Origin of the sequence: Streptomyces sp. 147326 (assembly GCF_045000215.1) — a bacterium.
In the GTDB taxonomy this organism is placed as follows: domain Bacteria; phylum Actinomycetota; class Actinomycetes; order Streptomycetales; family Streptomycetaceae; genus Streptomyces.
In genome coordinates this window covers 1567862-1592606 of record NZ_CP134201.1, presented here as the reverse complement: position 1 = coordinate 1592606, position 24745 = coordinate 1567862, and the positions used below count along the sequence as shown (strand labels likewise).

Genomic DNA, 24745 nt, shown 5'->3' with positions numbered 1-24745 from the left:
GGGCCGGGTCCGGCCGGTCCCGGTTCGGGCAGGGCCGCTGTCAGTGGGGCGTGCGATGCTCGAAGAGGACGGAGAGCGGTGAGTAACCAGCGCGCCGGCGGGGGGCCATGACGGGGTGTTGATCAGGCGTTGATCGGACGTCCATCGGGGACGGCCAGCATTTTCGGCATGTCTATGAACACCACTGCCGCAGCCACGGACACCGCCTGGTACGAACTCGCCCTGTGCGCCCAGACGGGCCCCGGCTTCTTCTTCCCGGAGCCGGGCTCGTCGCTGCGCGACGCGAAGCGGCTGTGCGGGGCGTGCGAGGGGCGGGCGGCGTGTCTGGAGTACGCCCTGGCCAATGACGAGCGCTTCGGCGTCTGGGGCGGCCTCTCAGAAGCCGAACGCCTCGCCCTCCGCCCCCGCCCCTGATCAGGTCCGGGTCCCCTTGCCGTTCCGCCCCATCAATCCGGCCCGCCGGGCCAGCCCGTCATCGCCCCCGACCCACGCCTCGCCGGGCGCGGCGTCGAACACGACCCGCACCGGATGGTGCCCACCTACTGGCGACGCGACTCCCCCGAAGCGGGGGTCCCCGGCGAACCAGATCGTTCCGCTGCCCTCGTTCTCCCGGTCTGTGAGCTGAACGGGGAAGGGGAACATGCGCAGTGCCGGCGAGAAGTCCTGTGCGAAGGCGACTGTGATGAGCGAAGGACGTTGCGCCACGTGCTGGCAGGGCAGCTCGCGCCAGGGGTACGCCTGGAGCACGGAAGCGACACGTCGCCGGGTGCAGTAGCCGATGACGACGACCGGCAGGAACGGGATGATGGTGATGACCACGGCGCTGACCGGGAAAACGGCTTGCGTGATCACGTGTAGTCGAAGGCCCGCCGACAGGATGACGCAGGTGGAGGTCAAACCCACCAGCCAGGCGCCACGACGGAAAGCCATCCGCCTGTAGCCGGCCACTGTCGGGGGGTGGTCCCACGCCACTTTGGTGAGCGGGGCTGTCACAGGAGCACCTCCAGAATGCGCGATGTGCCGGGCAGAGGTGGGGGACTGGGGTCGGCGTCGGGGTCGGAGAAGCTGATCGTGTAGGTGACGGCTTCGAGGATGCTGGCGTAGGCCTCACCGTTGCCGACCGCAGCACTGGTCAGGTCCAGGATGAGGATGTACCGCCCTTGTGTGTCCGCGGTGATGGCCCTGGCCTGAAACAGCTGGTCGTCCACTCCGGGCGGTGAAATCAGTCCGGCGACCAGGTAGCAGGGCAGCGACGAAGGCAGCTCGATGACCCTACGCGTTGCTTTGCTCCAGAGTGCAGAGCGGGAGATGGCCAGGGATGTCTGCGCGACGGCCACGCCGGGGTTCGGGTGCTGGGCATGCCGAACGGTCAGGGAGAAGAATGACGTCGACACACCGAGAGTGTCGTCCGGATGCAGGCCGATCGAGGTGTGGACGACGTGCTGGGCCTGGAGGCCGTCCAGGCCACCTATGAGCCGTGCGATGTCGGCCCTTGCTGCCGGGCTCCCGAGGGCATCCGCCATGCACTCCAAGGCCTGCCGATCGCCAGGACTGATGGTGTGGAAGCCGGGCGGGAGCCGAAACCAGAGCGGCGGAACCGGAACGTCGCTCATCACGGCCTCATCGCCGACCATACGCTGGCCGTTTTCGCGGCTGCTGAGGGACCGTCGTCCAGGACGCCGCGGGCACCATCCACAACGGTAGAAGCGTGCTCGACGGATTCGCTGTCCGATACATAGCCGGCGCTTGCCGTCACCGCCCCGAGAATTGGTGCGGCCAGGCCCACAGACTTGGTCACGGTGGGGTTCGTGGTCCGGACTCCCCAAGTGATCAATGGGTTGTCGACCTCCTGCATGGCGAGGCCCGTGGACCACGTCGTGCTGCGGAAGGAGGCTGATCCCGCGCTCAGGCCGGTCAGGGCGCTGGCTTCGGGGGCGGCGGCCATGGCGGCGCGGGCGGCCAGGGTGCCGGCCTTGGCGCCCGAGGCGACCGCGGCGACGCCCGGGACGGTGCCGGCGGCGTCGCCCAAGAGGGTCACGCCGCTCTTCCAGAAGTCCGCGTCGAACTCGCCCTTCGTGGCCCCGTCCACCAGCGGTTTGCGGAACTTCGGGTCCGCCAGGTGCGTGGTCAGCGCCGCCAGCGACAGGCCGCCCGCGACCAGCATCACCGCCAGGCCCGCGGGCGGGCAGAACAGCGCCACGCCGGCTCCGATCGCGCCCAGGATCGCCGACGCGTTCGACAGGGCGTCGCCCGGGTCGTCCACGATCTTGTGCCAGATCGAGGCCAGCATGCCCGGTTCCTTCGGCGCCAGCCGGTCCGTCGCCGCGGTCAGGGTGCGGGCGACGCGACTCGCCGCCGCCGCGTGTTCGGTGGCGAGTTCGCGGGCCAGGCGGCGGGTGTCGGAGAGGGCTTCGTCCGTCTTGGCCGCGGCGGCCTGGGCCTCGTAGCGGGCGGCCAGTGCGCGGTGCGCGACCAGGGTGTCGTGCCAGCCGGTGAGCCGGCGGGCGGCCTCCGCGAGGGAGGTGTGGGCCGCGCCAAGGTAGCGGGGGAGGTCCTGGGAGAGGGAGGCGCGGAAGGCGGTCGCGGCCTCGCCCTGCCACTGCGAGCTGTGGGAGACGAGGTCCTTCACGACGCGGGAGGCCTCCCCGAGGGAGTGCGCCGACGCGCCGAGCGTCTTCGTCAGGGCCAGGACCGCGGCCGGATCGCCGGGCGCCGGGTCGAAGCCCAGCGCCGCGTGGTCAGCCATGCGCGGCCACCGCCCGGCGGAAGGCCGCGCGGATGGCCTCCTCCAGCTCCGCGTACTCCGCGGCGCTGCGGTCCACGCCCTCCCGCACGGTCTTGACGCGTTTGGTCAGCTCCCGCGTGCCGTGGGCCCACCGTTCCTGGAAGCCGTCGCACGCCGCGTCGAGATCGGCCGTGCCCAGCTGGTCGGGCCGTACGTGGTCCAGCGCGCGCCGTGCCTCCCGCAGGGAGACCAGGGAGGAGTCCAGGGCGCGCGTCAGACGGGTCAGCTGGTCGATGTCCACCTGGAGCGAGGTCATGACGCGAAACCCTGGCAGAGCACGGCTCTGCCAGGGCAATCGGCATCACTCGCCCGAGCGAGCGGAAACAGGTCAGCCCTTGCGGGCCGCGATCCGTGCCGCGCGGGCGGCCAGGCGCTCGTCGAACTTTCGGGCCTCGCCGTCCAGGCCGTTCATGAACAGGCCGAGCTCCTCCTGGGCCTTCTGGCCCTCGGGGCCGAGGCCGTCGATGTCCATGATCTTCAGGAAGCGGATCACGGGGCTCAGCACGTCGTCGTGGTGGATCCGCAGGTTGTAGACCCCGCCGATCGCCATCTGCGCGGCCATCCGCTCGAAGCCGGGCATGCCGTGACCGGGCATCCGGAAGTTGACCACGACGTCCCGGACGGCCTGCATGGTCAGGTCCGGGGCGAGTTCGAAGGCCGCGCCCAGCAGGTTGCGGTAGAAGACCATGTGCAGGTTCTCGTCCTGCGCGATGCGCGCCAGCATCCGGTCGCAGACCGGGTCACCGGACTGGTGGCCGGTGTTGCGGTGCGAGATGCGGGTGGCGAGCTCCTGGAAGGCCACGTACGCCACAGAGTGCAGCATGGAGTGGCGGTTGTCGGACTCGAAGCCCTCCGACATGTGCTGCATGCGGAACGCTTCCAGCTTGTCCGGGTCCACGGCGCGCGAGGCCAGCAGGTAGTCGCGCATCACGATGCCGTGGCGGCCCTCCTCGGCCGTCCAGCGGTGCACCCAGGTGCCCCAGGCACCGTTGCGCCCGAAGAGGCTGGCGATCTCGTGGTGGTAGCTGGGGAGGTTGTCCTCGGTCAGCAGGTTCACGACGAGCGCGATCTTGCCGATGTCGGTGACCTTGGACTGCTCCGGGTCCCAGGCCTCGCCGTCCTCGAAGAAGCCCGGGAAGTTCCGGCCGTCGCTCCACGGGACGTACTCGTGGGGCATCCAGTCCTTGGTGACCTTCAGGTGGCGGTTGAGTTCCTTCTCAACCACCTCTTCCAGCGCGAACAGCAGCTTGGCGTCCGTCCACGCCTCCGAGCTGCCGAGGTGGGGAGAGGTGATCGTCACGGGTACTCCTGGGTGCAAAGCGAATTACCTACGGTTCCGTAGCCTACGGAGTCGTAGGTTAAACGCGACATCAAGGCCAGCCAAGCCCCGGGCAGGTGTATGTCTGGTTACATCCAGTTATCTGTGCAGTTTATGGAGGGTCTGAGGGGTGGCTGAGGGGGCAAAATCACGCAGTCAGGTGTATCGAAACTTTTACTCTTGACGGCCGGAACGGGTTCCGCTTAGCCGCCGCCCGCGGCGTCGGGGTGTCCGTGGGCGGCGGCGGGAGCGGGCTCGCTCACTCGTGCCAGAGCGCTTCCCTGACCTCCTCGGCCGTGGTCGGCCGCAGCTCGCCGTCCAGCAGCAGCCACCGCGTGACCCCGATCGACTCCAGGAACGGCACGTCGTGGCTCGCCACGACCAAGGCGCCCTCGTAGGACTCCAGCGCCTCGGTCAGCTGCCGCACGCTCGCCAGGTCGAGATTGTTCGTCGGCTCGTCGAGCATGAGCAGCTGCGGGGCGGGCTCCGCCAGCAGCAGGGCCGCCAGCGCCGCCCGGAACCGCTCGCCGCCCGACAGGGTGCCGGCCGGCCGGTCCGCCCGGGCGCCCCGGAACAGGAAGTGCGCGAGCCGTGCCCGGACCAGGTTGTTCGTGGCCTGCGGGGCGAACCGCGCCACGTTCTCCACGACCGACCGGCTCTCGTCCAGTACGTCCAGGCGCTGTGGCAGGAACCGCGTGGTCACATGCGTCTCCGCCGCCCCGGACACCGGCGCGAGCTGCCCCGCGATCGTGCGCAGCAGCGTGGTCTTGCCCGACCCGTTGCGGCCCACGAGGGCGATCCGCTCCGGCCCCCGCAGTTCCCACTCGCCCGGTACGGAGGCCCCGTGGGGCAGGTGCAGATCGCTCAGGGTCAGCACGCGTCGCCCCGGCGGGACCTGGGTGGCGGGCAGCTGGATGCGGATCTCGTCGTCGTCGCGCACCGCCTCCACCGCCTGGTCCAGCCGCTCCTTCGCCTGCGCCAGCTTCTCGGTGTGCATGATCCGGTGCTTGCCGGCCGACTCCTGCGCCGCCCGCTTGCGCGCACCCATCACGATCTTCGGCTCGCGCTTGTTCTCGAACATCTTCTGGCCGTACCGCTTGCGCCGCGCCAGTTTGACCTGGGCGTCGGCCAGTTCGCGCTTCTGCCGCTGTACGTCGGCCTCCGCGACCCGGACCATCCGCCCGGCAGCCTCCTGCTCGGCGGCGAGCATCTCCTCGTAGTCGGTGAAGTTCCCTCCGTACCAGCGGACTTCGCCCTCGCGCAGATCGGCGATCTGATCGACCCGCTCCAGCAGCTCCCGGTCGTGACTGACCACGAGCATCACCCCGGACCAGGACTCGACGGCCGCGTACAGACGGCCCCGGGCCCGCAGGTCCAGGTTGTTGGTGGGCTCGTCCAGCAGCAGGACGTCGGGACGCGCGAGCAGCAGCGCGGCCAGCCGCAGCAGCACGGACTCGCCGCCCGAGAGCTCGCCGACGGTGCGGTCCAGGCCGATTCCGGCGAGACCGAGCTGGTCGAGCGTGGCCAGGGCCCGCTCCTCCACGTCCCAGTCGTCGCCGACGACGGTGAAGTTCGCCTCGGTGGCCTCGCCCGCCTCGATGGCGTGGAGGGCGGCGCGCGCGGTGTGGATGCCGAGCGCCTCGTCCACGCGCAGCGCGGTGTCGAGGGTGACCGTCTGGGGGAGGTAACCGACCGAGCCGGTGACGGACGACTGGCCCCCGGTCGGGGTCAGTTCACCGGCGATCAGTTTCAACAGGGTGGACTTCCCAGAGCCGTTGAGTCCGATCAGGCCGGTGCGGCCGGGACCGACGGCGAGCTGGAACCCGTCGAAGACGGGAGTGCCGTCGGGCCAGTCGAAGGACAGGGCGGAGCAGGTGATGAAAGCAGGGGCGTGACTCATGGAGGCCTCCAGGTTGCGTGAGTGGTGCGTGCAACGCGGGGAGACAGCCGACGCTCAGCCATGACCACGGGGGTCACGGTGGTCGGTGGTCGGTGTCTCGAACCTCAGACGAGCAATGTCCTGCTCCGTTTCGACGGCAGTGGGTCGTCAACGAAGCTACGGGCGGCCGGAGCCGCCCGCAATCGAATAACCGGCGGCGCGTCAGCAGGTGTCGCGCATCAGCTCCGCCAGGCTGTGGTCCATGTCGAGGTAGAGGTGCTCCAGACCCGGCGGCACCACGGTCGCCGCCCGCTCCAGGAAGCGGTGCAGCTCGGCCGTCAGCATCAGCACGATCGCGACGCCCTCCGCCGCGTGGAACTCGATCGTCGTCCGGTCGCCGTCGTACGGGCGCACGCGTACGTCGCCACGCCCCGACGGACGGTCCAGCCCGGATTCCAGCAGCTCGCGGGAGAAGGTCCACGAAACCTCGACCCCCTCCAGCGTCGCCGGGGCGGGGAAGGCCATCCGCACGGCGAAAGGATCCGCACGGTCGTAGCAGAGGGTGACGGGCACGGTCTCGACCTTCGGCGCGGTGGCGACCAGACGGGCCTGTGCGGCCTGCTCGATGACAGTGATCAAGGCTCACTCCCTTGCGGCGGATCTGCTGCCGGGCCGTGGGGTGGAGCCCGGCAACCCGATAGACGCCGGAATCGGCAAATCCGTGCATGGGCCGTTGCGTGAGCTGTGTCACCGACTGGCTGGAACCCAACTGTGTGATCGCACAGAGTGACCGGGGGAGGGGAGATGCCCGAAGGAGGACCGGGGGTTCCCGCAGGGCCCGGAGAGCTCGGAGAAGGGCTGGTTACCGCTCACTCCACAGGCGCAAGGCACGGCCCGCGACCCGCTGCGCACCTCCCGTGCGCCGTGGTCACGCGGGGCCGGGGAGGCGCTCTGGACGGCGAATCCGGGGTGCGTTAGCTTCCGGCGCCATGAGACTTCTGGGAGTTGGAGTGGGCCTGTGCGCGGCGGCCCTGATGGTGGGGGCGCTGGCCGCCCCCGCCCACGCCGGGGCGGACCCGGCCGGGGAACCGTCCGCCGGAGCCCCGCCGGCGCAGGACTTAGCGGACGCCGGCTGGGCGCTGAAGGAGACCGGGAAGACCGCACGCTTCCGGGGGCTCGCGGCGGTCAGCCGGAGCACGGCCTGGGTGGCCGGTTCCCAGGGGACCGTGCTGCGCACGGTCGACGGCGGGCGCAGCTGGCAGGACGTCTCGCCGCCCGGAGCCGTCGCGGAGGGGCTGGAGCTGCGCGACATCGAAGCCTTCGACGCGCGGCGCGCGGTGGCCCTGTCCATCGGGGAGGGCGAGGCCTCCAGTGTGCTGCGCACCGAGGACGGCGGCGCCACCTGGACCGAGACCTTCCGCAACCCCGACCCGCGTGCCTTCTACGACTGCCTGACCTTCTTCGACGCCCGGCACGGACTGGCGATGAGCGATCCGGTGGACGGCAGGTTCCGCATCCTGTCCACGGACGACGGCGGGCGGAACTGGCGGGTCCTGCCGGCCTCGGGCATGCCCGAGGCGCTGCCCGGCGAGGCGGGCTTCGCCGCGAGCGGCCAGTGCCTGGCCAGCGCCGGCCCGCGGGACGTCTGGCTGGCCACGGGCGGAGGGGCGAGCGCGCGGGTCCTGCACTCCGCGGACCGCGGTCTGACCTGGCGGGTCGCCGAATCCACCGTCCCGGCGGGCGACCCGGCGCGCGGGGTCTTCGCCCTCGCCTTCCGCGACCGTACGAGGGGACTCGCGGTCGGCGGCGACTACCGCACCGGGCAGGCCTCCCCGCAGGCCGCGGCCTCCTCCTCCGACGGGGGTCGCACCTGGCGCCAGGCGGCGGCACCACCGCCCGCCTACCGCTCGGGCGCGGCCTGGTTCCCGTACAGCCGGGGGACGGCCCTCGCGGTGGGGCCGACGGGCACGGACGTGACCACGGACGGCGGCCGCAGCTGGCGGCCGCTGGAGCCCGGCTCCTTCGACACGGTCGACTGTGCGGCGGACACGGGGTGCTGGGCGGCGGGGGAGAAGGGGCGGGTGGCGCGACTGGAGCGCCGCTGACCGGCCCCCGGGGTCCGTGCGGGCTACGCCACCGGGTTCTCGCGCACCGTCGCGAGGTCCGACGAGCTCTTCGTGGCGATGAACTCGGTGATGCGGTAGGCGCAGACGCCCGCCACCGTGAAGGGGTCCTCGGCCGCGATCCTCTCGATCTCGGCCCGGGACACCCCGCCGGCCAGGATCACGCCCCCGTCGCGCGGGACCTTGCGCCCCGACGCGAGGAAGACGCCCGCGGCGTAATAGCCGTCCAGCCAGGCGATGTGGGCGTCCATCTCCTCTTCGACGGCCTCGACGGGTGCGGTGTAGGTGAGCTCCATGACGAACGTGATCGCCAGGCTACTCTCGCTCCATCATGACGAGTGTGAAGACCCCCGCCAACGAGGCCGAGGCCCGGGCGATACAGGACGTACTGCGCCATCAGGTCGTGCTCACCGAGCCCGGCCCCCCACCCGGCCGCGGGCTGGTCGCGGGAGTGGACGTGGCCTACGACGACGAGCGCGACCTGGTCGCCGCCGCGGCCGTGGTGCTCGACGCCGCCACCCTGGAGGTCGTCGAGGAGGCCACCGCCGTCGGGCACGTCAGCTTCCCGTACGTGCCCGGGCTGCTCGCCTTCCGCGAGCTGCCGACCGTGCTGGCCGCCCTCGACGCCCTGACCACCGGGCCCGGCCTCGTCGTCTGCGACGGCTACGGCCTCGCCCACCCGCGCGGCTTCGGCCTCGCCTGCCACCTCGGCGTGGTCACCGGGCTCCCGGCGATCGGCGTCGCGAAGAATCCGTTCACCTTCACCTACGAGGAACCGGGCGCCCGGCGGGGCGACGCCGCCGCGCTGCTCGCGGCCGACGGGGCGGAGGTCGGGCGGGCGCTGCGCACGCAGGACGGGATCAAGCCCGTCTACGTCTCCGTCGGGCACCGGGTCTCGCTGGACAACGCCTGCGCGCACGTCCTGGCCCTGAGCCCCCGCTTCCGGATCCCCGAGACCACCCGGCACGCCGACTCCCTGTGCCGGCGCGCCCTGCGCGAGGCCACGGCTTAGCGCACTGCCGGGCCGCCGCACACGTCAGCGGGCGTCGGCCACCCGGAAGACGATCCCCGCCTTCTGCAGGCGGGCGATGAGGGCGTCGCCCATCGCCACGGCCGTCGTCAGCTGTCCGGCGGCCTCCGGCAGGGCGTCGTAGGCCAGGCACAGCGCCGACTCCGCCAGCATCTTCGCGGTCTCCGTGTAGCCCGGGTCGCCGCCCGACACCTCGGTGAGCACCCGCCGGCCGCCGCCCCCGCCGACGAACCGCAGGCTGAACCAGCTGCGCGCACGGCGTTCCGCGTCCGGCCCCAGGCCCGGCTCCCAGCGGTTCATCAGCCACCGCCGGGCCGGCGCCACCTGGGCCAGGGCCACCGTCGCGCCCAGCGCCGCCGTACCGCCGACCGCGACCGGGAGGTGCTTGACGGAGGCGTAGTGCCGGTAGCGGAAGTCCGGGCCGTACCGCTCCAGGGCGGCCGCCGACCGGGCCACGATCCGCGGGTCCAGGGTGGGCAGGGGCATCGCCCAGGTGCCGGTCTCCCGGCTGAACCGCGGCGCGCCCACCGGCCCGCGGGCCCGCCGCCCCAGCAGCCGGGGCTCGTGCAGCCTGCGCTGCCGGGCGGCCGCCACGGTCTGGGGGCCGCGGGACAGCGCGGTCAGCGCGGAGGCCAGGGTCCCGCCGGAGAAGAGGGCGTTGGACCGTACGAACCCGTCGACCGTCAGCGGCACGCCTTCCGGCAGCTGCCGGACCGTGAAGTAAGCCCCGAGGTCGGCGGGGATCGAGTCGAAGCCGCAGGCGTGGACGAGCCGCGCACCGGTCTCCCGGGCCCGCGCGTCGTGCTCCACGTACATCCGGTCCACGAACTCCGGCTCGCCGGTGAGGTCCACGTAGTCCGTGCCCGCCTCGGCGCAGGCGGCGACGAGCTCCGCCCCGTACCAGACGTACGGTCCCACGGTCGTGGCCAGCACCCGCGTGGAGGCGGCGAGCTCGCGCAGGGCCCCGGCGTCGGCCGCGTCCGCCCGCAGCAACGGCAGCCCCGCGCACGCCGGATCGATCGCGGCCAGCCGCTCGCGCAGCCGCTCCAGCTTCGCGAGGTCCCGGCCGGCGAGGGCCCACCGGCAGCCGGCGGGCGCGTGCGCGGCCAGGTACTCGGCGGTGAGCGCCCCCACGAACCCGGTGGCGCCGAAGAGCACGACGTCGTAGGCCCGTTCCGGTCGGTCCTGCGGGACCCGTGCGTTCATGAGCGCTCCTCCCAGGTGGTGGCGGTGGTGCCGGTGGCCGAGGCTAGCGTGGCGCTCGACCGCCCGTGCGGGCAGGTGTGACGAGAACAGCGCCCCGGGAACGGCCTTGCGGCCGCGCCCGGGGCGCTGCGAGAACCGCCTGTCGGCGGATCAGCCCTGCTGGTACAGGCCGAAGAGGTCGACGACGAGGTCGATGTCCTCCCAGCCCTGGTTCCAGAAGTCGATGATGCCGTTGGTCCCGGTGCTCGCCTGGACCAGGTTCGGGACGGTGTCGCCCTTCGTCCAGTTCAGGTTCGAGGAGTTGGGCGGCGTCGGCCAGAACTCCGTGCCGTTGTCGTAGTCGTCGATCGAGTTGGGGTCCGGGGTGACCGTGAGGAACCCGTCGCCGTTCGTGTTCGTGACCGTGGAGTTCATCACGAAGCCCGTGATGCTCGGCGCGTTGAACGAGAGCGGCATGTAGACGTAGCTACGGGCGCCCAGCGGACCCCAGGCCCACTGCTGCGGGTCGCGGGTGTCGAGCAGACGCTCCGGCTCGAGCGGCACGAAGGCGCTCGTGCTGTCCTTGCTGTAGAAGCCCACGACGTCGACGACGACGTCGGTGCCCGCCCAGGCGCCGTTGAAGACGCTGATCTTGCCGTCCGCGCCCACGGGCACGATCACCGAGTTGGCGACCGTCTGACCGGGGGTGAAGTTCAGGTTGGAGGCGGTCGGGGTGGCGCCGCCGCTCGGGAAGACCGACAGGTGGCCGGACTCCTTCGGGCTGGTGACCGTCACGTTGAGCGCCACGGCGGTGATGCCCTGGGGCACGCCGCGCAGGCCGCCGATCTGGGTGGAGAACGTCTTGCGCCCGCCGAGCTGGCCCTTGACCGTGCCGAGGCCCTCGCGGGTGTCGACGAAGCGGGACGGGGTGATCGGGGTGTAACCGCTGGACGCGGTGGCGCTGAAGTAGCCGGTGACGTCCGCGATCAGGTCGACCGACTGCGAGCCGCGGTTGGCCAGCTCGACGTAGCCGTTCTTGCCGACCGGCACGATGACCAGGTTCGGGACGGTCTGGCCGGCCTTGAAGTTGACGTTCGACGTGGTCGGACGGACGGTGCCCTCGGCGAAGGCCGTGATGTGTCCGGCGGTCGTGGTGTTGGTGACGGTGATGTTGAGGACCACGGCGGTGACCCCGGCGGGGATGCCCCCGTTGCCGCCGACCTTCACGCGGGTCGAGCCGTACGCCCCGACCTTGCCCTTGACCGCGCCGGTGCCGTCGCGGGTGTCCAGCAGACGGGTGGGCGCGTACGGGGTGAAGTCCGTGCCCTGGGTGACGAACACGACGTCGTTGACGGCCGAGACGCCGTTCGCGGTGTCCTTGACGGTGACCTTGACCGGGTAGGAGCCGACCTCGGCGTAGGTGTGCTCCGTGGTCAGCTCGGTGTCGCCGGACGCGCTGAGCACGTCCGTCTTGCCGTCGCCCCAGGCGATGGTGACCTCGAGCGCGCTGGGGGCGCTCGTGATGACGGTGTTCAGCTCGACCCCGTGCGCCGTGGTGCCGTAGGCGTACACGCCGACCGCGAGGTCGGGGTTGGCGGCGACGGACTGCGCCTGCGGAGCGGCGGCCGCCCCGGCCTTGCCGGCGGGAAGGGCCTTGCGGACCGAGCGCTCGGCAGGGCTGGAGAAGGCGTGGCCCTTCGACTTGGACCCCTTGGCCAGGTCCAGGTCGGGAACGGTCGCACCGTGAGCGTCGGGCTTGGCCGGGTCGGCCTGGGCCACGCCCGGGATGAGACCAACGCCTGCCGCGATGGCGGCAGCGGAAATTACAAGTCGGCGACGGCGCACCGGCCCCCCATTATCTGTGGTTGAACGCTTGAACAAGTTCGAAAGCGTGTTCAGAGTACACAGCCTCACGGCGATTGATCAGGGGGGTGGCCTTACAGCCTGACCTTGCTCTTCTCGATCTCGACACGCCGACGCCGAGCGATACCGGCCCAACGCCGCCCGGGGGCTTGTGCTCGGTGGAACACGTTCCTAGCATCACCGGTGTTACATCAGTTGTGTCACACAGTCGCACACCACGGACACGATCCACACGGAGACGCTGGGGGCTCGATGGCAGTGACAGGGAACGGCGGCGGGAACGCGAGCGGGAGGGGCCCGCTCGCCGGACTGCGCGTCGTCGAGCTGGCGGGCATCGGTCCCGGACCGTTCGCGGCCATGCTCCTCGCCGACCTGGGCGCGGACGTCGTACGCGTGGACCGGCCCGGAGGCGGCGGGCTCGCGGTCGACCCGGCCTACGACCTCACCAACCGCGGCAAGCGCTCCGTCCTCGTCGACCTCAAGTCCGCCGACGGGCCCGCGCGCGTCCTGGACCTGGTCGAGCGGGCCGACGTCCTCGTCGAGGGCTTCCGCCCCGGCGTCGCCGAGCGGCTCGGCGTCGGCCCGGCCGAGTGTCACGCCCGCAATCCGAAGCTCGTCTACGGGCGGATGACCGGCTGGGGCCAGGGGGGCCCGCTGGCGCAGACCGCCGGGCACGACATCGCGTACATCGCCGTCACCGGCGCCCTCGGCATGATCGGCAACCCGGGAGAGCCCCCGGCCGTCCCCGCCAACCTGGTCGGGGACTACGCGGGCGGCTCGCTCTACCTGGTGATCGGGGTCCTCGCCGCCCTCCAGCACGCCGGGACCACCGGCACCGGCCAGGTCGTCGACGCGGCCATCGTCGACGGCACCGCCCACCTCACCGCCATGATCCACGGAATGATGGCGGCCGGCGGCTGGCAGGACCGCCGCGGGGCCAACCTGCTCGACGGCGGCTGCCCCTTCTACGGCACCTACGAGACCTCCGACGGCGGGTACATGGCGGTCGGCGCGCTGGAGCAGCAGTTCTACGACACGTTCGTGGAGCTCCTGGGCATCGCGGACCGGGCCCCGGCCCGCAAGGACGTCGCCCGCTGGGGCGAGCTGCGCGAGGTGGTCGCCGCACGCTTCAGGACCCGTACGCGCGAGGAGTGGACGGCGGTCTTCGAGGGCACCGACGCCTGCGTGGCGCCCGTGCTCTCGCTGCGCGAGGCCCCGCACCACCCGCACCTGGCCGCCCGCGGGACCTTCACGGAATGCGGCGGGATCGTCCAGCCCGCCCCCGCGCCCCGGTTCTCGGCGACCCCGGCCGCCGTCACCGCGGGCCCCGCCCAGCCTGGGGCGGACACCGGGAGCGTGGCCCGCGACTGGGACGTGCCCGCGCTCGTCGCCAAGGAGGCGGACTGATGGAACTGTCGATGCTGCTCGACTACGCCGGTGACCCGCGCCGGGCCGCCGACGAGGCCGCGGCCCTGGAGTCGGCCGGCCTCGACGCCGTGTGGGTGGCCGAAGCCTGGGGCTTCGACTCCCCGACGATCATGGGCTACCTCGCCGCCCGCACCGAACGGCTGAAGATCGGCTCGGCGATCCTCAACGTCTACTCGCGCACCCCCGGCCTGATCGCCCAGACGGCCGCCGGACTGGACGCGCTCTCGGGCGGCCGGGCCCTGCTCGGGCTCGGCGCCTCCGGGCCGCAGGTCGTCGAGGGCTGGCACGGGAAGCCGTACGACAGGCCGCTCGGCCGCACCCGCGAGACGGTCGGGCTGTGCCGCCGCATCTGGCGGCGCGAGACGATCGACCACCACGGCATCACCGACATGCCGCTGCCCCCGGATCGGGGCAGCGGGCTCGGCAAGCCCCTGAAGATCCTCACCCGGCCGGTGCGCGACGCGATCCCCGTCTACATCGCCTCGCTCGGCCCGGCCAACGTGCGGCTGACCGCCGAGATCGCGGACGGCTGGCTGCCCACCCTCTTCATCCCCGAGAAGGCCGCGGCGGTGTGGGGCGGGCCCCTCGCCGAGGGCGCGGCGAAGCGGGCGCCGGAGCTCGGCCCGCTGCAGGCCGTCGCCGGGGGCCTGCTCGCCATCGGCGAGGACGCGGCCTCCGTACGGGACCTCGCGCGCCCGCAGATCGCCCTGTACGTCGGCGGCATGGGCGCGGTCGGCAAGAACTTCTACAACGACCTCGCCGTGGCCTACGGCTACGAGGAGGAAGCCCGGAAGATCCAGGAGCTCTACCTCTCCGGCCGCAAGCGCGACGCGGCCGCCGCCGTACCGGACGAGTTCTGCGAACTGATGACGCTGTGCGGGCCCGAAGGCTACGTGCGCGAGCGCGTCGAGGCCTTCCGGGAGGCGGGCGTCACCATGCTCAACGTCACGCCCGTCGGCCCCGAGCCGGCCCGGCTGATCGAAACCGTCAAGAACTGGCTTTAGGGAGCCGACCGATGAAACGCCAGATCTTCGACGCCGACCACGAGGCGTTCCGCGAGACCGTGCGCACCTTCCTCACCAAGGAGGTGCTGCCGCACTACGAGCAGTGGGAGAAGGACGGCATCGTCAGCCGCGAGGCCTGGCGGGCCGCGGGCCGCCAGGGGCTGCTCGGCCTCGCCGTCCCCGAGGAGTACGGGGGCGGCGGGAACACCGACTTCCGCTACGCCGCCGTGATCGCCGAGGAGTTCACCCGCGCGGGCGCCCCGGGACTGGCCATCGGCCTGCACAACGACATCATCGGGCCGTACCTGACCTCGCTCGCCACCGAGGAGCAGAAGCGCCGCTGGCTGCCCGGCTTCTGCTCCGGGGAGACCATCACCGCCATCGCGATGACCGAGCCGGGGGCGGGCTCCGACCTCCAGGGCATCCGGACCAGCGCCGAGGACCGCGGCGACCACTGGGTGCTGAACGGCTCCAAGACCTTCATCTCCAACGGCATCCTCGCCGACCTGGTGATCGTGGTCGCCAAGACCACCCCCGAGGGCGGGGCGCACGGACTGTCGCTGCTGGTCGTCGAGCGCGGCGCGGAGGGCTTCGAGCGCGGCCGCAACCTCGACAAGATCGGCCAGAAGTCCCAGGACACCGCCGAGCTGTTCTTCCACGACGTACGCGTCCCGAAGGAGAACCTGCTCGGTGAGCTGAACGGCGCCTTCGTCCACCTGATGACCAATCTCGCGCAGGAGCGGATGGGCATCGCGATGGCCGGCATCGCGGCCGCCGAGTACCTGCTGGAGATCACCACCCAGTACGTGAAGGAGCGCGAGGCCTTCGGCCGCCCGCTGTCCAGGCTCCAGCACATCCGCTTCGAGATCGCGGAGATGGCCACCGAGGTCGCCGTCACCCGGACCTTCCTCGACCGGTGCATCACCGACCACTCGAACGGCGAACTGGACCACGTACACGCTTCGATGGCCAAGTGGTGGGCCACCGAACTGCAGAAGCGCGTCGCCGACCGCTGTCTGCAGCTCCACGGCGGATACGGATACATGACCGAATACCGGGTCGCGCGGGCCTTCACCGACGGCCGGATCCAGACCATCTACGGCGGCACGACCGAGATCATGAAAGAGATCATCGGCCGCTCCCTCCTCGGCTAAGACCCAGACCTCCCGAAAGGCTTGACCAGTGAGCACCGAAGCTTACGTATACGACGCGATCCGCACTCCGCGCGGCCGCGGCAAGGCCAATGGCGCCCTGCACGGCACCAAGCCGATCGATCTCGTCGTCGGGCTCATCGACGCCCTGCGCGAGCGCAACCCCGGCCTGGACCCCGCCACCATCGACGACATCGTGCTCGGCGTCGTCGGCCCGGTCGGCGACCAGGGCTCCGACATCGCCCGGGTCGCGGCCATCGCCGCCGGTCTCCCGGACACCGTGGCCGGCGTACAGGAGAACCGCTTCTGTGCCTCCGGCCTGGAGGCCGTCAACCTGGCCGCCGCCAAGGTCCGCTCCGGCTGGGAGGACCTGGTCCTGGCGGGCGGCGTGGAGTCCATGTCCCGCGTCCCGATGGCCTCGGACGGCGGCGCCTGGTTCAACGACCCCATGACGAACTGGGACGTCAACTTCGTTCCGCAGGGCATCGGCGCCGACCTGATCGCCACGATCGAGGGATTCTCCCGGCGCGACGTGGACGAGTACGCGGCCCTCTCGCAGGAGCGCGCCGCCGCCGCCATCAAGGACGGCCGCTTCGCCGGGTCGGTCGTCCCGGTCACCGACCGCAACGGCCTGGTCGTCCTGGACCACGACGAGTTCGTCCGCCCCGGCACCACCGCCGACACCCTCGCCAAGCTGAAGCCCTCCTTCGCGGACATCGGCGAGCTGGGCGGCTTCGACGCCGTCGCGCTGCAGAAGTACCACTGGGTCGAGAAGATCGACCACGTCCACCACGCCGGCAACTCCTCCGGCATCGTCGACGGCGCCTCGCTCGTCGCCATCGGCTCCCGCGAGGCGGGCGAGCGCAACGGGCTGACCCCGCGCGCCCGGATCGTCTCGGCCGCCGTGTCCGGCTCCGAGCCCACCATCATGCTCACGGGTCCGGCCCCCGCCACCCGCAAGGCCCTCGCCAAGGCCGGTCTGACCATCGACGACATCGACCTGGTCGAGATCAACGAGGCGTTCGCCGGTGTCGTGCTGCGCTTCGTCAAGGACATGGGCCTGTCCCTCGACAAGGTCAACGTCAACGGGGGCGCCATCGCGCTCGGCCACCCGCTCGGCGCCACCGGCGCGATGATCCTCGGCACGATCGTCGACGAGCTGGAGCGCCAGGACAAGCGCTACGGCCTCGTCACCCTCTGCGTCGGCGGCGGCATGGGCGTCGCCACCATCGTCGAACGCCTCTGAACCGTCCTGTATCCCCGCCCCCCGGACCTTCCGAAACGAAAGCAGTGACCATGAGCGAGTCCACCACGATCCGCTGGGAACAGGACGAGACCGGCGTCGTCACCCTGATCCTCGACGACCCCGGCCAGTCCGCCAACACGATGAACCAGGCCTTCAAGGACTCGATCGCGGCGATCGCCGACCGCGCCGAGGCCGAGAAGGACTCCATCCGCGGCATCATCTACACCTCCGCCAAGAAGACCTTCTTCGCGGGCGGCGACCTCAAGGACATGATCCGGCTGCGCCCCGAGCACGCGCAGCTGGCCTTCGACACCGGCACCGCCATCAAGCGCTCGCTGCGCCGGATCGAGACCCTCGGCAAGCCCGTCGTCGCCGCGATCAACGGTGCGGCCCTGGGCGGCGGTTACGAGATCTGCCTCGCCTCCCACCACCGCGTCGCCCTCGACGCCCCCGGCTCCAAGATCGGCCTGCCCGAGGTCACCCTCGGCCTCCTCCCGGCCGGCGGCGGCGTCACCCGTACCGTGCGCCTGATGGGCATCGCCGACGCGCTGCTCAAGGTGCTGCTCCAGGGCACCCAGTACAACCCGAAGCGCGCCCTGGAGAACGGCCTGGTCCACGAACTGGCCGCCACCCCCGAGGAGATGCTCGCCAAGGCCCGTGCCTTCATCGACGCGAACCCCGAGTCGAAGCAGCCCTGGGACGTGCCCGGCTACAAGATCCCGGGCGGTACGCCGTCCAACCCGCGGTTCGCCGCGAACCTCCCGGCCTTCCCGGCCAACCTGAAGAAGCAGCTGAACGGGGCCCCGTACCCGGCCCCGCGCAACATCCTGGCCTGCGCCGTCGAGGGCGCCCAGGTGGACTTCGAGACCGCGCTGACCATCGAGGCCCGCTACTTCACCGAGCTGGTCACCGGGCAGACCGCCAAGAACATGATCCAGGCCTTCTTCTTCGACCTCCAGGCCGTCAACGCGGGCCGCAGCCGCCCGCAGGGGATCGAGGCGCGGGGGGTCCGCAAGGTCGCCGTCCTCGGCGCCGGGATGATGGGCGCGGGCATCGCGTACTCCTGTGCCCGCGCGGGCATCGAGGTGGTGCTGAAGGACGTCAGCGCCGAGGCCGCCGCCAAGGGCAAGGCGTACTCCGAGAAGCTCCTCGACAAGGCCGTCTCCCGCGGCCGCAGCACCGAGGCCCAGCGCGCCGAGCTGCTCGCCCGGATCACCCCGACCGCGGACGCCGCCGACCTGGCGGGCTGCGACGCCGTCATCGAGGCCGTCTTCGAGGACACCGCCCTCAAGCACAAGGTGTTCCAGGAGATCCAGGACGTCATCGCGCCCGACGCGCTGCTGTGCTCCAACACCTCCACCCTGCCGATCTCCGGCCTCGCGGAGGGCGTGAAGCGGCCCGCCGACTTCATCGGGCTGCACTTCTTCTCGCCCGTCGACAAGATGCCGCTCGTCGAGATCATCAAGGGGGAGCAGACCGGGGACGAGGCCATCGCCCGCGCCTTCGACCTGGTCCGCCAGATCAACAAGACCCCGATCGTGGTCAACGACTCGCGCGGCTTCTTCACCTCGCGCGTCATCGGCCAGTTCATCAACGAGGGCGTGGCCATGGTCGGCGAGGGCATCGAGCCCGCCTCGGTCGATCAGGCCGCGGCCCAGGCCGGCTACCCGGCCAAGGTGCTCTCCCTGATGGACGAGCTCACCCTGACCCTGCCGCGCAAGATCCGCAACGAGACCCGCAAGGCCTTCGAGGCCGAGGGCCGGGCCTGGAGCGAGCACCCCGCCGACACCGTCATCGACCGGATGGTCGACGAGTTCGGCCGCCCGGGCCGCAGCGGCGGGGCCGGCTTCTACGAGTACGACGAGGCGGGCAAGCGGGCCCGCATCTGGCCGGGCCTGCGCGAGCACTTCGCCAGGCCGGACGCCGAGATCCCCTTCGAGGACATGAAGGAGCGGATGCTCTTCTCGGAGGCGGTCGACACCGTGCGCTGCCTGGACGAGGGCGTCCTCACCTCGATCGCCGACGCCAACATCGGCTCCATCATGGGCATCGGCTTCCCGGCCTGGACCGGCGGCGTGATCCAGTACATCAACGGCTACGAGGGCGGCCTGCCGGGCTTCGTCGCCCGTGCCCGCGAGCTCGCCGAGAAGTACGGCGAGCGCTTCACCCCGCCGGCCTCCCTCGTGGAGAAGGCCGAGCGCGGCGAGACGTACGCCGACTAGCGCCGTGAGGGCAAGGCGGGCCGGGTCGCTCCCGGCCCGCCTTCGCCCTCCGTGGCCCCCGGGGTCAGGGCAGCGTCCAGAACACCTCCGTCACGAGGTAGAAGACGACGACCCAGAACAGGAGCAGCGCGGCGACGACGGCGCCGCCGACCAGGTTGGCCCTGGCGGGCGGTTCGTCCGTCGAGGGCCACAGCCACCGCCTGAGCAGCCGGTTCACGTAGTGGGGCATCGTGAAGAAGCTCATGATGAAGCTCGACAGAAGGTTGCCCACGAGCAGCCCGAACCAGAGCGGCATGCCCAGCGGATGCAGGACGAGGCTCAGTATCACGACGGTCGGGTAGAGCCCGACCCAGACCGCGATGGCGGTCTTGGTCTCCGAGGGCGGCGGCGCCTCCCTGCCGTTCTCCTCGAAGGCGAACCAACTGCCGAACGAGTTGTCGATCGTGCGCAGTCTGAAGTCGTCGAACTTCTCCCCCTCGGCGAGTATCTCCCGTCGCTTCGCCGACGTCAGCCAGGCGTCGAGGTGTTCGGCATTGTCGTAGCGGTACAGGGTGGTCCACTCGTCCTGAAGGCCCTCGACGGGGCGGAAGATCTCCGTGCCGCGAAACCCTTCGAACTTGCTCTCCTCCTGGCTCATGCGCTCCTGCCACGCGAGGAAGTCGTCGACGTTGTCCGGGTGGACTCGGTGGCTCACCACCACCGTCACGAGCGGGTCCGTCGGCTGTGTGCCGCCGCTGATCACCTGCTGGGTGGCGGGACCGTCGAAGTAGTGCGCGCCGACGTCGAGGAGCCTCTGCCTGGTCGCGCCGTTCATCCACGCCTGCAGATGGGCCACCGAGTCGAACCGGTAGACGATCACCCAGTCGGGCTGCAAGGCGGTCGGCTTGGTCACCTCAGCGCCGAGGTGACCGGCGTAGCGGGCGGCCGCGGCGTTGACCTCCTCCTGCCATTTCTCGTACGCCCGCTCCATGCCGGGGCGGACCTTCCGGCCGATGATGACCGTCGCCGCGGCGTCCGCCTGCCGGTCGGTCGTCATCGTGCCGTGCCCGCCCGCGCCGACCGGCTCTCGACGAGCCAGCCGTAGATCCGTTCCGGTGTGAGGGGCAGCTCGCGGTAGCGGACGCCCGTGGCGTCGCGGAGCGCGTTCGCCAGCGCGGGGGCCACCGGGTTGATGCAGCACTCCGCCATCCCCTTCGACCGCATGGCCCCGACGGAGTCCGACGAGCCCACCAGGAGAACGTCGGTGCGGGGGACGTCGGCGTAGGTGGGGATGCGGTAGTTGCGGAGGTTCGGGTTGGCCATGACGCCGTCCGCGTCGATCTGGAAGTTCTCGGTCAGTGCGAATCCGATGCCCTGGGCGACGCCGCCCTCCACCTGTCCCCGGACCTGTTCCGGGTTGATGAGCACACCGGCGTCGGTCGCCTGGACGCTGTAAAGGATACGGATCTCACCCGTCACCCGGTGGACGGCGATGCGGAAGCCCTGCGTATTGGAGGTGACACTGCGGGGCGAGCCGTACGCCTTGCGGGCGGCCGTGAACCGGATGCCGCGCGCCCGGGCCTCGGCGACGAGCGTGGCCAGCGAGACGCGCTCGTCCCCGCAGACGACGTCGTCGTCGTCCATCGAGCACATCACGACGTGGACGCCCGTGTGCGTGGCGGCGAAGTCCAGGATGCGGTCGCGCACCGCGTTGGCGGCGCGGAGGACCGCGTTGCCCGCCACGAAGAGTCCGGCACTCGCGAAGGCGCCGGTGTCGAATCCCGTGCGGTCGGTGTCGGACTGCACCAGGCGAATCCGCGACGGCGTCGTACCCAGCTGGTTGGCCGCGATCTGGACGTGCGCGGTCGACGTGCCCTCCCCGAATTCGACGGTGCCGACGGCCAGTTCGTACACGAGGTCGTCGCCGAGCGTGAGCCAGGCCTCGGAGACGTGCTCGGTCGGCGGCGCGGTCTCGTGCATGGAACTCGCGACGCCGACCCCGACGAGCCATCCGGGGCCGGGGGAGGGCCGGTCGGCCGTATGGGCCAGCTCGCCGGCCACGAGGTCGATGCACTTGCCGAGCCCGTCCTCGTGGAACACCACGTCGTCGGGCCCGTCGTGCAGGGCGACGAGGGGCTCGCCCGGGCGCACGATGTTGCGGCGCCGCAGTTCGAGCGGATCCATGTGCAGGGCGAGGGCCAGTTCGTCCATCGCCGATTCCACGGCGAAGGCCGGCTGGGTCATTCCGTAGCCGCGCAGGGCGCCGCTCGGAACGGTGTTCGTGTAGACGGAGAAGGCGTCGTACTTCTTGTTGGGGCAGCGGTAGATCATGACGGCGGAGCCGCCCGCGTACAGGGTCTCGCCGCCGTGGTTGCCGTAGGCGCCCGTGTTGGACAGGTTGCGGACCTGGAAGGCGGTGAGGGTGCCGTCGGCCTTCGCGCCGAGCCTGACCGTCAGCTTCATCGGATGCCGGGGCGAAGCCGTGGTGAACTCCTCCTCGCGCGTGTACTCGAAGCAGACGGGCCGCCCGGTGTCGAGGGCCGCGAGCGCGGCCAGGTCCTCCGAGATGACCTCCTGCTTGCCGCCGAAACCGCCGCCGACGCGCTTGCAGAACACGCGGAGCTGGTCCGGGCGCAGCGCGAACAGGTAGGCCAGCTTGACCTTCGCGATCGACGGAGACTGCGAACTGGTGCGGACGTTCAGCCGCCCGTCCTCCATCCACGCGATCGAACCGTGGGTCTCCAGGTGCGCGTGCTGCACGCGCGGTGAGAAGTAGGTGCCCTCGTGGATCACGTCGGCCGCGGCGAATCCCGCGTCGACGTCGCCGATGTGCGAGTGGATCTCCAGCAGGAGGTTGTGGACGTAGTCGCGGGCGAACGGGTCCTCCGAGCCGTGCAGTTGCGGTGCCCCGTCGGCCATCGCCTTCTCCGGGTCGAAGACCGCCGGCAGCACCTCGTACTCCACGGCCACCTTCCGGCAGCCCTCCTCGGCCGCCCCGACCGTGTCGGCGAGCACCGCGACGACGCGCTGGCCGACGAAGCGGACGGTGCGGTCGAGGACGTAGGTGTCGTCCGGATCGACGAGGTGGTCGGTGTGGATCGCCGTGGTGAAGCGCCTGCGCGGCACGTCCTCCCAGGTGTAGACGCGATGCACGCCGGGGACCGCGAGCGCGGCGCTCTTGTCGATCGAGACGATGCGGGCGTGTGCGTGGGGCGAGTGCAGCACCTTGAGGTGCAGCATGCCTTCCATGTGGGTGTCCATCGTGAACTCGGCGCGACCGGTCACCACGTCGTCGGCCGCCGGCGCACCGACGCTCGTTCCGACGGCCCGTCCCGGCGCGGCGCTCTGCACACCGGCGACGCCCTTCACCGCGTCCTCGATCGCCCGGTAGCCGGTGCAACGGCAGAGGTTGCCCTTCAACGCCCGTGGCAGGTCAGCCTTCTGGGCCTCGGTGAACGTCTCCGAGGTCATGATCATCCCTGCGGTGCAGAACCCGCACTGGAATCCGGGGGCGTCCCGGAACCTGCGCTGCGCGGGATGCAGGTCGCCGGGTGATCCGAGACCCTCGATCGTGGTCACCTCATGGCCTTCCGCGCGGAAGGCGGGGGTGATGCAGCTGTGGACCGGAGTGCCGTCCAGCCACACGGTGCACGCGCCGCAGTCACCGGCGTCGCAGCCCTTCTTGACGCCGAAGTGGCCGAGCGCGCGCAGGAACGTACGCAGACACTGGCCGGGGTCCGGTTCCTCGGAGAAGCTCCTGCCGTTCACGGAGTACGTCATGCCGGGCCCCCAGCCATGAGTTCGTGGCGGATCTCTTCGGCGAAGTGCAGGGTGAGGTGGTGGCGGTGGTCCGGGGTTCCGTTGGGGTCGGCGAACCAGACGTCGGCAGGGATGGCGTTGATGCTCTGCTGCAGGGCGCGGGCATCGGGCACGGTGTCGAAGGCGATGCGCACCGGGCGTGAGGTGCCGGCGGTGACGGTGAGCAGCAGGTCGCTCGTTCCCGGCGTTTGCGTACCGACGAGGAAGACCGTCGAACGTCCCAGGTGCGTCAGTGTGAAGAGGCGGTGGGCGGTGCGCTTGCGCAGGGCACGCGCCGGAAGGCGGACGCGCCGCAGCAGTTCCCCGGGAGCGAGGATGTTCCGGTTGTTCCCGGTCACGAAGTCGAGGGCGTCGACGGTGCGCACCGACCCGTCGGGAGCCCACAGCTCGTACTCGGCCTCGAGCGCGACCGTCAGCGTGATCATGGGGCCGGCCGGCAGGGACATGCAGATGTTTCCGCCGACGGTCGCCGCGTTCCAGACCTTGAACGAGGACAGGAACGCCTCGCAGCTCGGCGCGAAGAGGCGGCCCGCGGTCCAGTCGGCCGGAGGTGTGAAGGCGTACAGGTCCCGGACGGTGCACGTGGCGCCGATCTCCAGGCCCGCGCCGCTCGGTACGAGGGGATCCCAGCCCAGGGCCGTCAGGTCGACCAGGCGGCGCAGGCCCGGCTGCCCGGCGGAGAACAGCCATGTCCCGCCGGCGAGCCAGGCATCGCCCTCGCGCCAGTCTGCGCCCGGCCGGTCGGACGGTCGCCGGACGACTTCGCTGATGGTGTTGAGGTCCATGGAAACACCTGCCCGTTACGTGCAGGAGGGGCGCCACCTTGAGCGGAAGAATCCGCTGGGGCCGCAGGGGCCGACCCGCACAGAGCAGGGGCCGGCGGGCGCAAAGGCTCCCTTCCAGCGTACTGAGAACGGGCCTGCCCCGCCAAAGCAGGGCTTCAAGCCCGCGGCTATGGCCCGCCGGGTGCCTCGCCGGACACGAACGCGGCCCGCAATTCCTCGCGCAGGGACCGCTGGAAGGCCGTCACCAGGGCCTGGACCACCATCGGCTGCATGTGCGCCGAAAGGGCCTTCATCGACTCCACCCGCTCCGGATCGCTCTCGTCGCGCGTGAAGGGGCCCCACACCTCGTCCCGGAACAGCGCCGTCAGCTCGTGCGCGGCCGACCTGGTGTGCTCCATCAGCACCTTGCGCGCCGCCAGGATCGTCTCGTGCGCGATCGGCACGTCGAGCAGCGCGACCCCCAGCCGCAGCAGCCCCACGTCCACCCGGAGCCCGTCGCCCGAGGCGGCGAGCACGTTCATCGCCGTCAGCCGCCGGACGTCGGTCTCCGACAGGCTCCGCCCGGCCCGCTTCTCCAGCTCCTCGCGCGAGACCTCCTGGGCCGCGTCCGGGGCCCAACTGGCCACCATCGCCCGGTGGATCGCCAGGTCGTGCGCGCTCAGGTCGTCGGGCAGCGCGTCCAGATAGCGCTCGATGGCGGACAGGGTCATGCCCTGGTGCTGGAGCTCCTCGATCAGGGCCAGCCGGGACAGGTGCTCCGGCCCGTAGTGCCCCACCCGACGAGGACCGATCACGGGAGGGGGCAAAAGCCCGCGGGTGCTGTAGAACCGTACGGTGCGTACGGTGACGCCCGCCCTGGCCGCCAGCTCGTCGACGGTGAGCATCGGCTCGGTTGCCTGGTCGGCCATCGTCTGCGCCTCGCTCTCTG

General features: G+C 71.2%; 22 protein-coding genes. 8 read left to right on the top strand and 14 right to left on the bottom strand.

Annotation, left to right across the window (positions count from 1 at the left end; genetic code table 11):
* The first annotated feature begins 168 nt into the window (after positions 1-168).
* A complete protein-coding gene (locus tag RIU97_RS07275) occupies positions 169-414 on the top strand; it encodes a WhiB family transcriptional regulator (protein ID WP_351291910.1) in 246 nt (81 codons plus the stop codon).
* On the opposite strand, the gene RIU97_RS07270 is transcribed toward RIU97_RS07275, so the two are convergent.
* From RIU97_RS07270 to RIU97_RS07240, 7 genes are all read right to left on the bottom strand, one after another.
* Positions 415-948, bottom strand: a complete 534-nt coding sequence (locus tag RIU97_RS07270) for a hypothetical protein (RefSeq protein WP_404954321.1) — start codon at positions 946-948, stop codon at positions 415-417.
* A gap of 41 nt (positions 949-989) precedes the next feature.
* A complete protein-coding gene (locus RIU97_RS07265) occupies positions 990-1613 on the bottom strand; it encodes a hypothetical protein (RefSeq protein WP_404954319.1) in 624 nt (207 codons plus the stop codon).
* Complete coding sequence (locus RIU97_RS07260; protein WP_404954317.1) at positions 1613-2746, bottom strand: hypothetical protein; 1134 nt, start codon at positions 2744-2746, stop codon at positions 1613-1615. The genes RIU97_RS07265 and RIU97_RS07260 overlap by 1 nt, the downstream gene beginning before the upstream one ends.
* Entirely contained in the window at positions 2739-3041 is a 303-nt protein-coding gene (locus tag RIU97_RS07255; protein ID WP_383572451.1) for a hypothetical protein, read from the bottom strand. The genes RIU97_RS07260 and RIU97_RS07255 overlap by 8 nt, the downstream gene beginning before the upstream one ends.
* Before the next feature lie 72 nt (positions 3042-3113).
* Entirely contained in the window at positions 3114-4085 is a 972-nt protein-coding gene (locus RIU97_RS07250; RefSeq protein ID WP_404954315.1) for an acyl-ACP desaturase, read from the bottom strand.
* A 277-nt stretch (positions 4086-4362) separates the two neighbouring features.
* Entirely contained in the window at positions 4363-6003 is a 1641-nt protein-coding gene (locus RIU97_RS07245; RefSeq protein ID WP_404954313.1) for an ABC-F family ATP-binding cassette domain-containing protein, read from the bottom strand.
* A 201-nt stretch (positions 6004-6204) separates the two neighbouring features.
* Positions 6205-6621 (bottom strand): SsgA family sporulation/cell division regulator, encoded by a 417-nt coding sequence (locus tag RIU97_RS07240; RefSeq protein WP_361751837.1) that lies wholly within the window; start codon positions 6619-6621, stop codon positions 6205-6207.
* Positions 6622-6971: 350 nt separating this feature from the next.
* Between RIU97_RS07240 and RIU97_RS07235 the strand changes: the two genes are divergently transcribed.
* Positions 6972-8087 carry a WD40/YVTN/BNR-like repeat-containing protein gene (locus tag RIU97_RS07235; protein ID WP_404954311.1) on the top strand — a complete coding sequence of 372 codons (1116 nt, stop codon included), beginning with the start codon at positions 6972-6974 and terminating at the stop codon, positions 8085-8087.
* Between the two features lie 23 nt (positions 8088-8110).
* Here the strand turns inward: RIU97_RS07235 and RIU97_RS07230 are convergent, their stop codons facing one another.
* A complete protein-coding gene (locus RIU97_RS07230) occupies positions 8111-8401 on the bottom strand; it encodes a YciI family protein (protein ID WP_404954309.1) in 291 nt (96 codons plus the stop codon).
* Positions 8402-8436: 35 nt separating this feature from the next.
* Here RIU97_RS07230 and RIU97_RS07225 point away from each other — a divergent pair, with 35 nt between their 5' ends.
* The gene (locus RIU97_RS07225; RefSeq protein WP_404954307.1) at positions 8437-9117 is read left to right on the top strand and encodes an endonuclease V; all 681 of its coding nucleotides are present in this window, start codon (positions 8437-8439) and stop codon (positions 9115-9117) included.
* 24 nt (positions 9118-9141) lie between these two features.
* Here the strand turns inward: RIU97_RS07225 and RIU97_RS07220 are convergent, their stop codons facing one another.
* Together RIU97_RS07220 and RIU97_RS07215 are read right to left on the bottom strand one after the other, a co-directional pair.
* Positions 9142-10341, bottom strand: a complete 1200-nt coding sequence (locus tag RIU97_RS07220) for a saccharopine dehydrogenase family protein (RefSeq protein WP_404954305.1) — start codon at positions 10339-10341, stop codon at positions 9142-9144.
* A gap of 150 nt (positions 10342-10491) precedes the next feature.
* Positions 10492-12099, bottom strand: coding sequence for a PKD domain-containing protein (locus RIU97_RS07215; protein ID WP_404954303.1), 1608 nt, complete (start codon positions 12097-12099; stop codon positions 10492-10494).
* Between the two features lie 336 nt (positions 12100-12435).
* Between RIU97_RS07215 and RIU97_RS07210 the strand changes: the two genes are divergently transcribed.
* The 5 genes from RIU97_RS07210 to RIU97_RS07190 are packed head-to-tail and all read left to right on the top strand — an operon-like array spanning position 12436 to position 19234.
* Positions 12436-13590, top strand: coding sequence for a CaiB/BaiF CoA transferase family protein (locus RIU97_RS07210; RefSeq protein WP_404954301.1), 1155 nt, complete (start codon positions 12436-12438; stop codon positions 13588-13590).
* A complete protein-coding gene (locus RIU97_RS07205) occupies positions 13590-14615 on the top strand; it encodes an LLM class F420-dependent oxidoreductase (RefSeq protein ID WP_404954299.1) in 1026 nt (341 codons plus the stop codon). The genes RIU97_RS07210 and RIU97_RS07205 overlap by 1 nt, the downstream gene beginning before the upstream one ends.
* 11 nt (positions 14616-14626) lie before the next feature.
* Positions 14627-15769: an acyl-CoA dehydrogenase family protein gene (locus RIU97_RS07200; protein ID WP_404954297.1), complete on the top strand. Its 1143-nt coding sequence runs from the start codon at positions 14627-14629 to the stop codon at positions 15767-15769.
* A 28-nt stretch (positions 15770-15797) separates the two neighbouring features.
* Positions 15798-17012 carry an acetyl-CoA C-acetyltransferase gene (locus RIU97_RS07195; protein WP_404954295.1) on the top strand — a complete coding sequence of 405 codons (1215 nt, stop codon included), beginning with the start codon at positions 15798-15800 and terminating at the stop codon, positions 17010-17012.
* Positions 17013-17062: 50 nt separating this feature from the next.
* Positions 17063-19234 carry a 3-hydroxyacyl-CoA dehydrogenase NAD-binding domain-containing protein gene (locus RIU97_RS07190; protein WP_404954293.1) on the top strand — a complete coding sequence of 724 codons (2172 nt, stop codon included), beginning with the start codon at positions 17063-17065 and terminating at the stop codon, positions 19232-19234.
* Between the two features lie 64 nt (positions 19235-19298).
* On the opposite strand, the gene RIU97_RS07185 is transcribed toward RIU97_RS07190, so the two are convergent.
* The 4 genes from RIU97_RS07185 to RIU97_RS07170 form a co-directional block, all read right to left on the bottom strand.
* Positions 19299-20270: an antibiotic biosynthesis monooxygenase gene (locus RIU97_RS07185; protein ID WP_404954291.1), complete on the bottom strand. Its 972-nt coding sequence runs from the start codon at positions 20268-20270 to the stop codon at positions 19299-19301.
* On the bottom strand, positions 20267-22993 hold the full coding sequence (locus RIU97_RS07180) for a molybdopterin-dependent oxidoreductase (RefSeq protein ID WP_404954289.1): 2727 nt from the start codon (positions 22991-22993) through the stop codon (positions 20267-20269). Before RIU97_RS07180 ends, RIU97_RS07185 begins: the two co-directional genes overlap by 4 nt.
* Positions 22990-23817 (bottom strand): FAD binding domain-containing protein, encoded by an 828-nt coding sequence (locus RIU97_RS07175; RefSeq protein WP_404954287.1) that lies wholly within the window; start codon positions 23815-23817, stop codon positions 22990-22992. The genes RIU97_RS07180 and RIU97_RS07175 overlap by 4 nt, the downstream gene beginning before the upstream one ends.
* A gap of 167 nt (positions 23818-23984) precedes the next feature.
* Positions 23985-24725: a MerR family transcriptional regulator gene (locus RIU97_RS07170; RefSeq protein WP_404954285.1), complete on the bottom strand. Its 741-nt coding sequence runs from the start codon at positions 24723-24725 to the stop codon at positions 23985-23987.
* Positions 24726-24745: the final 20 nt, after the last annotated feature.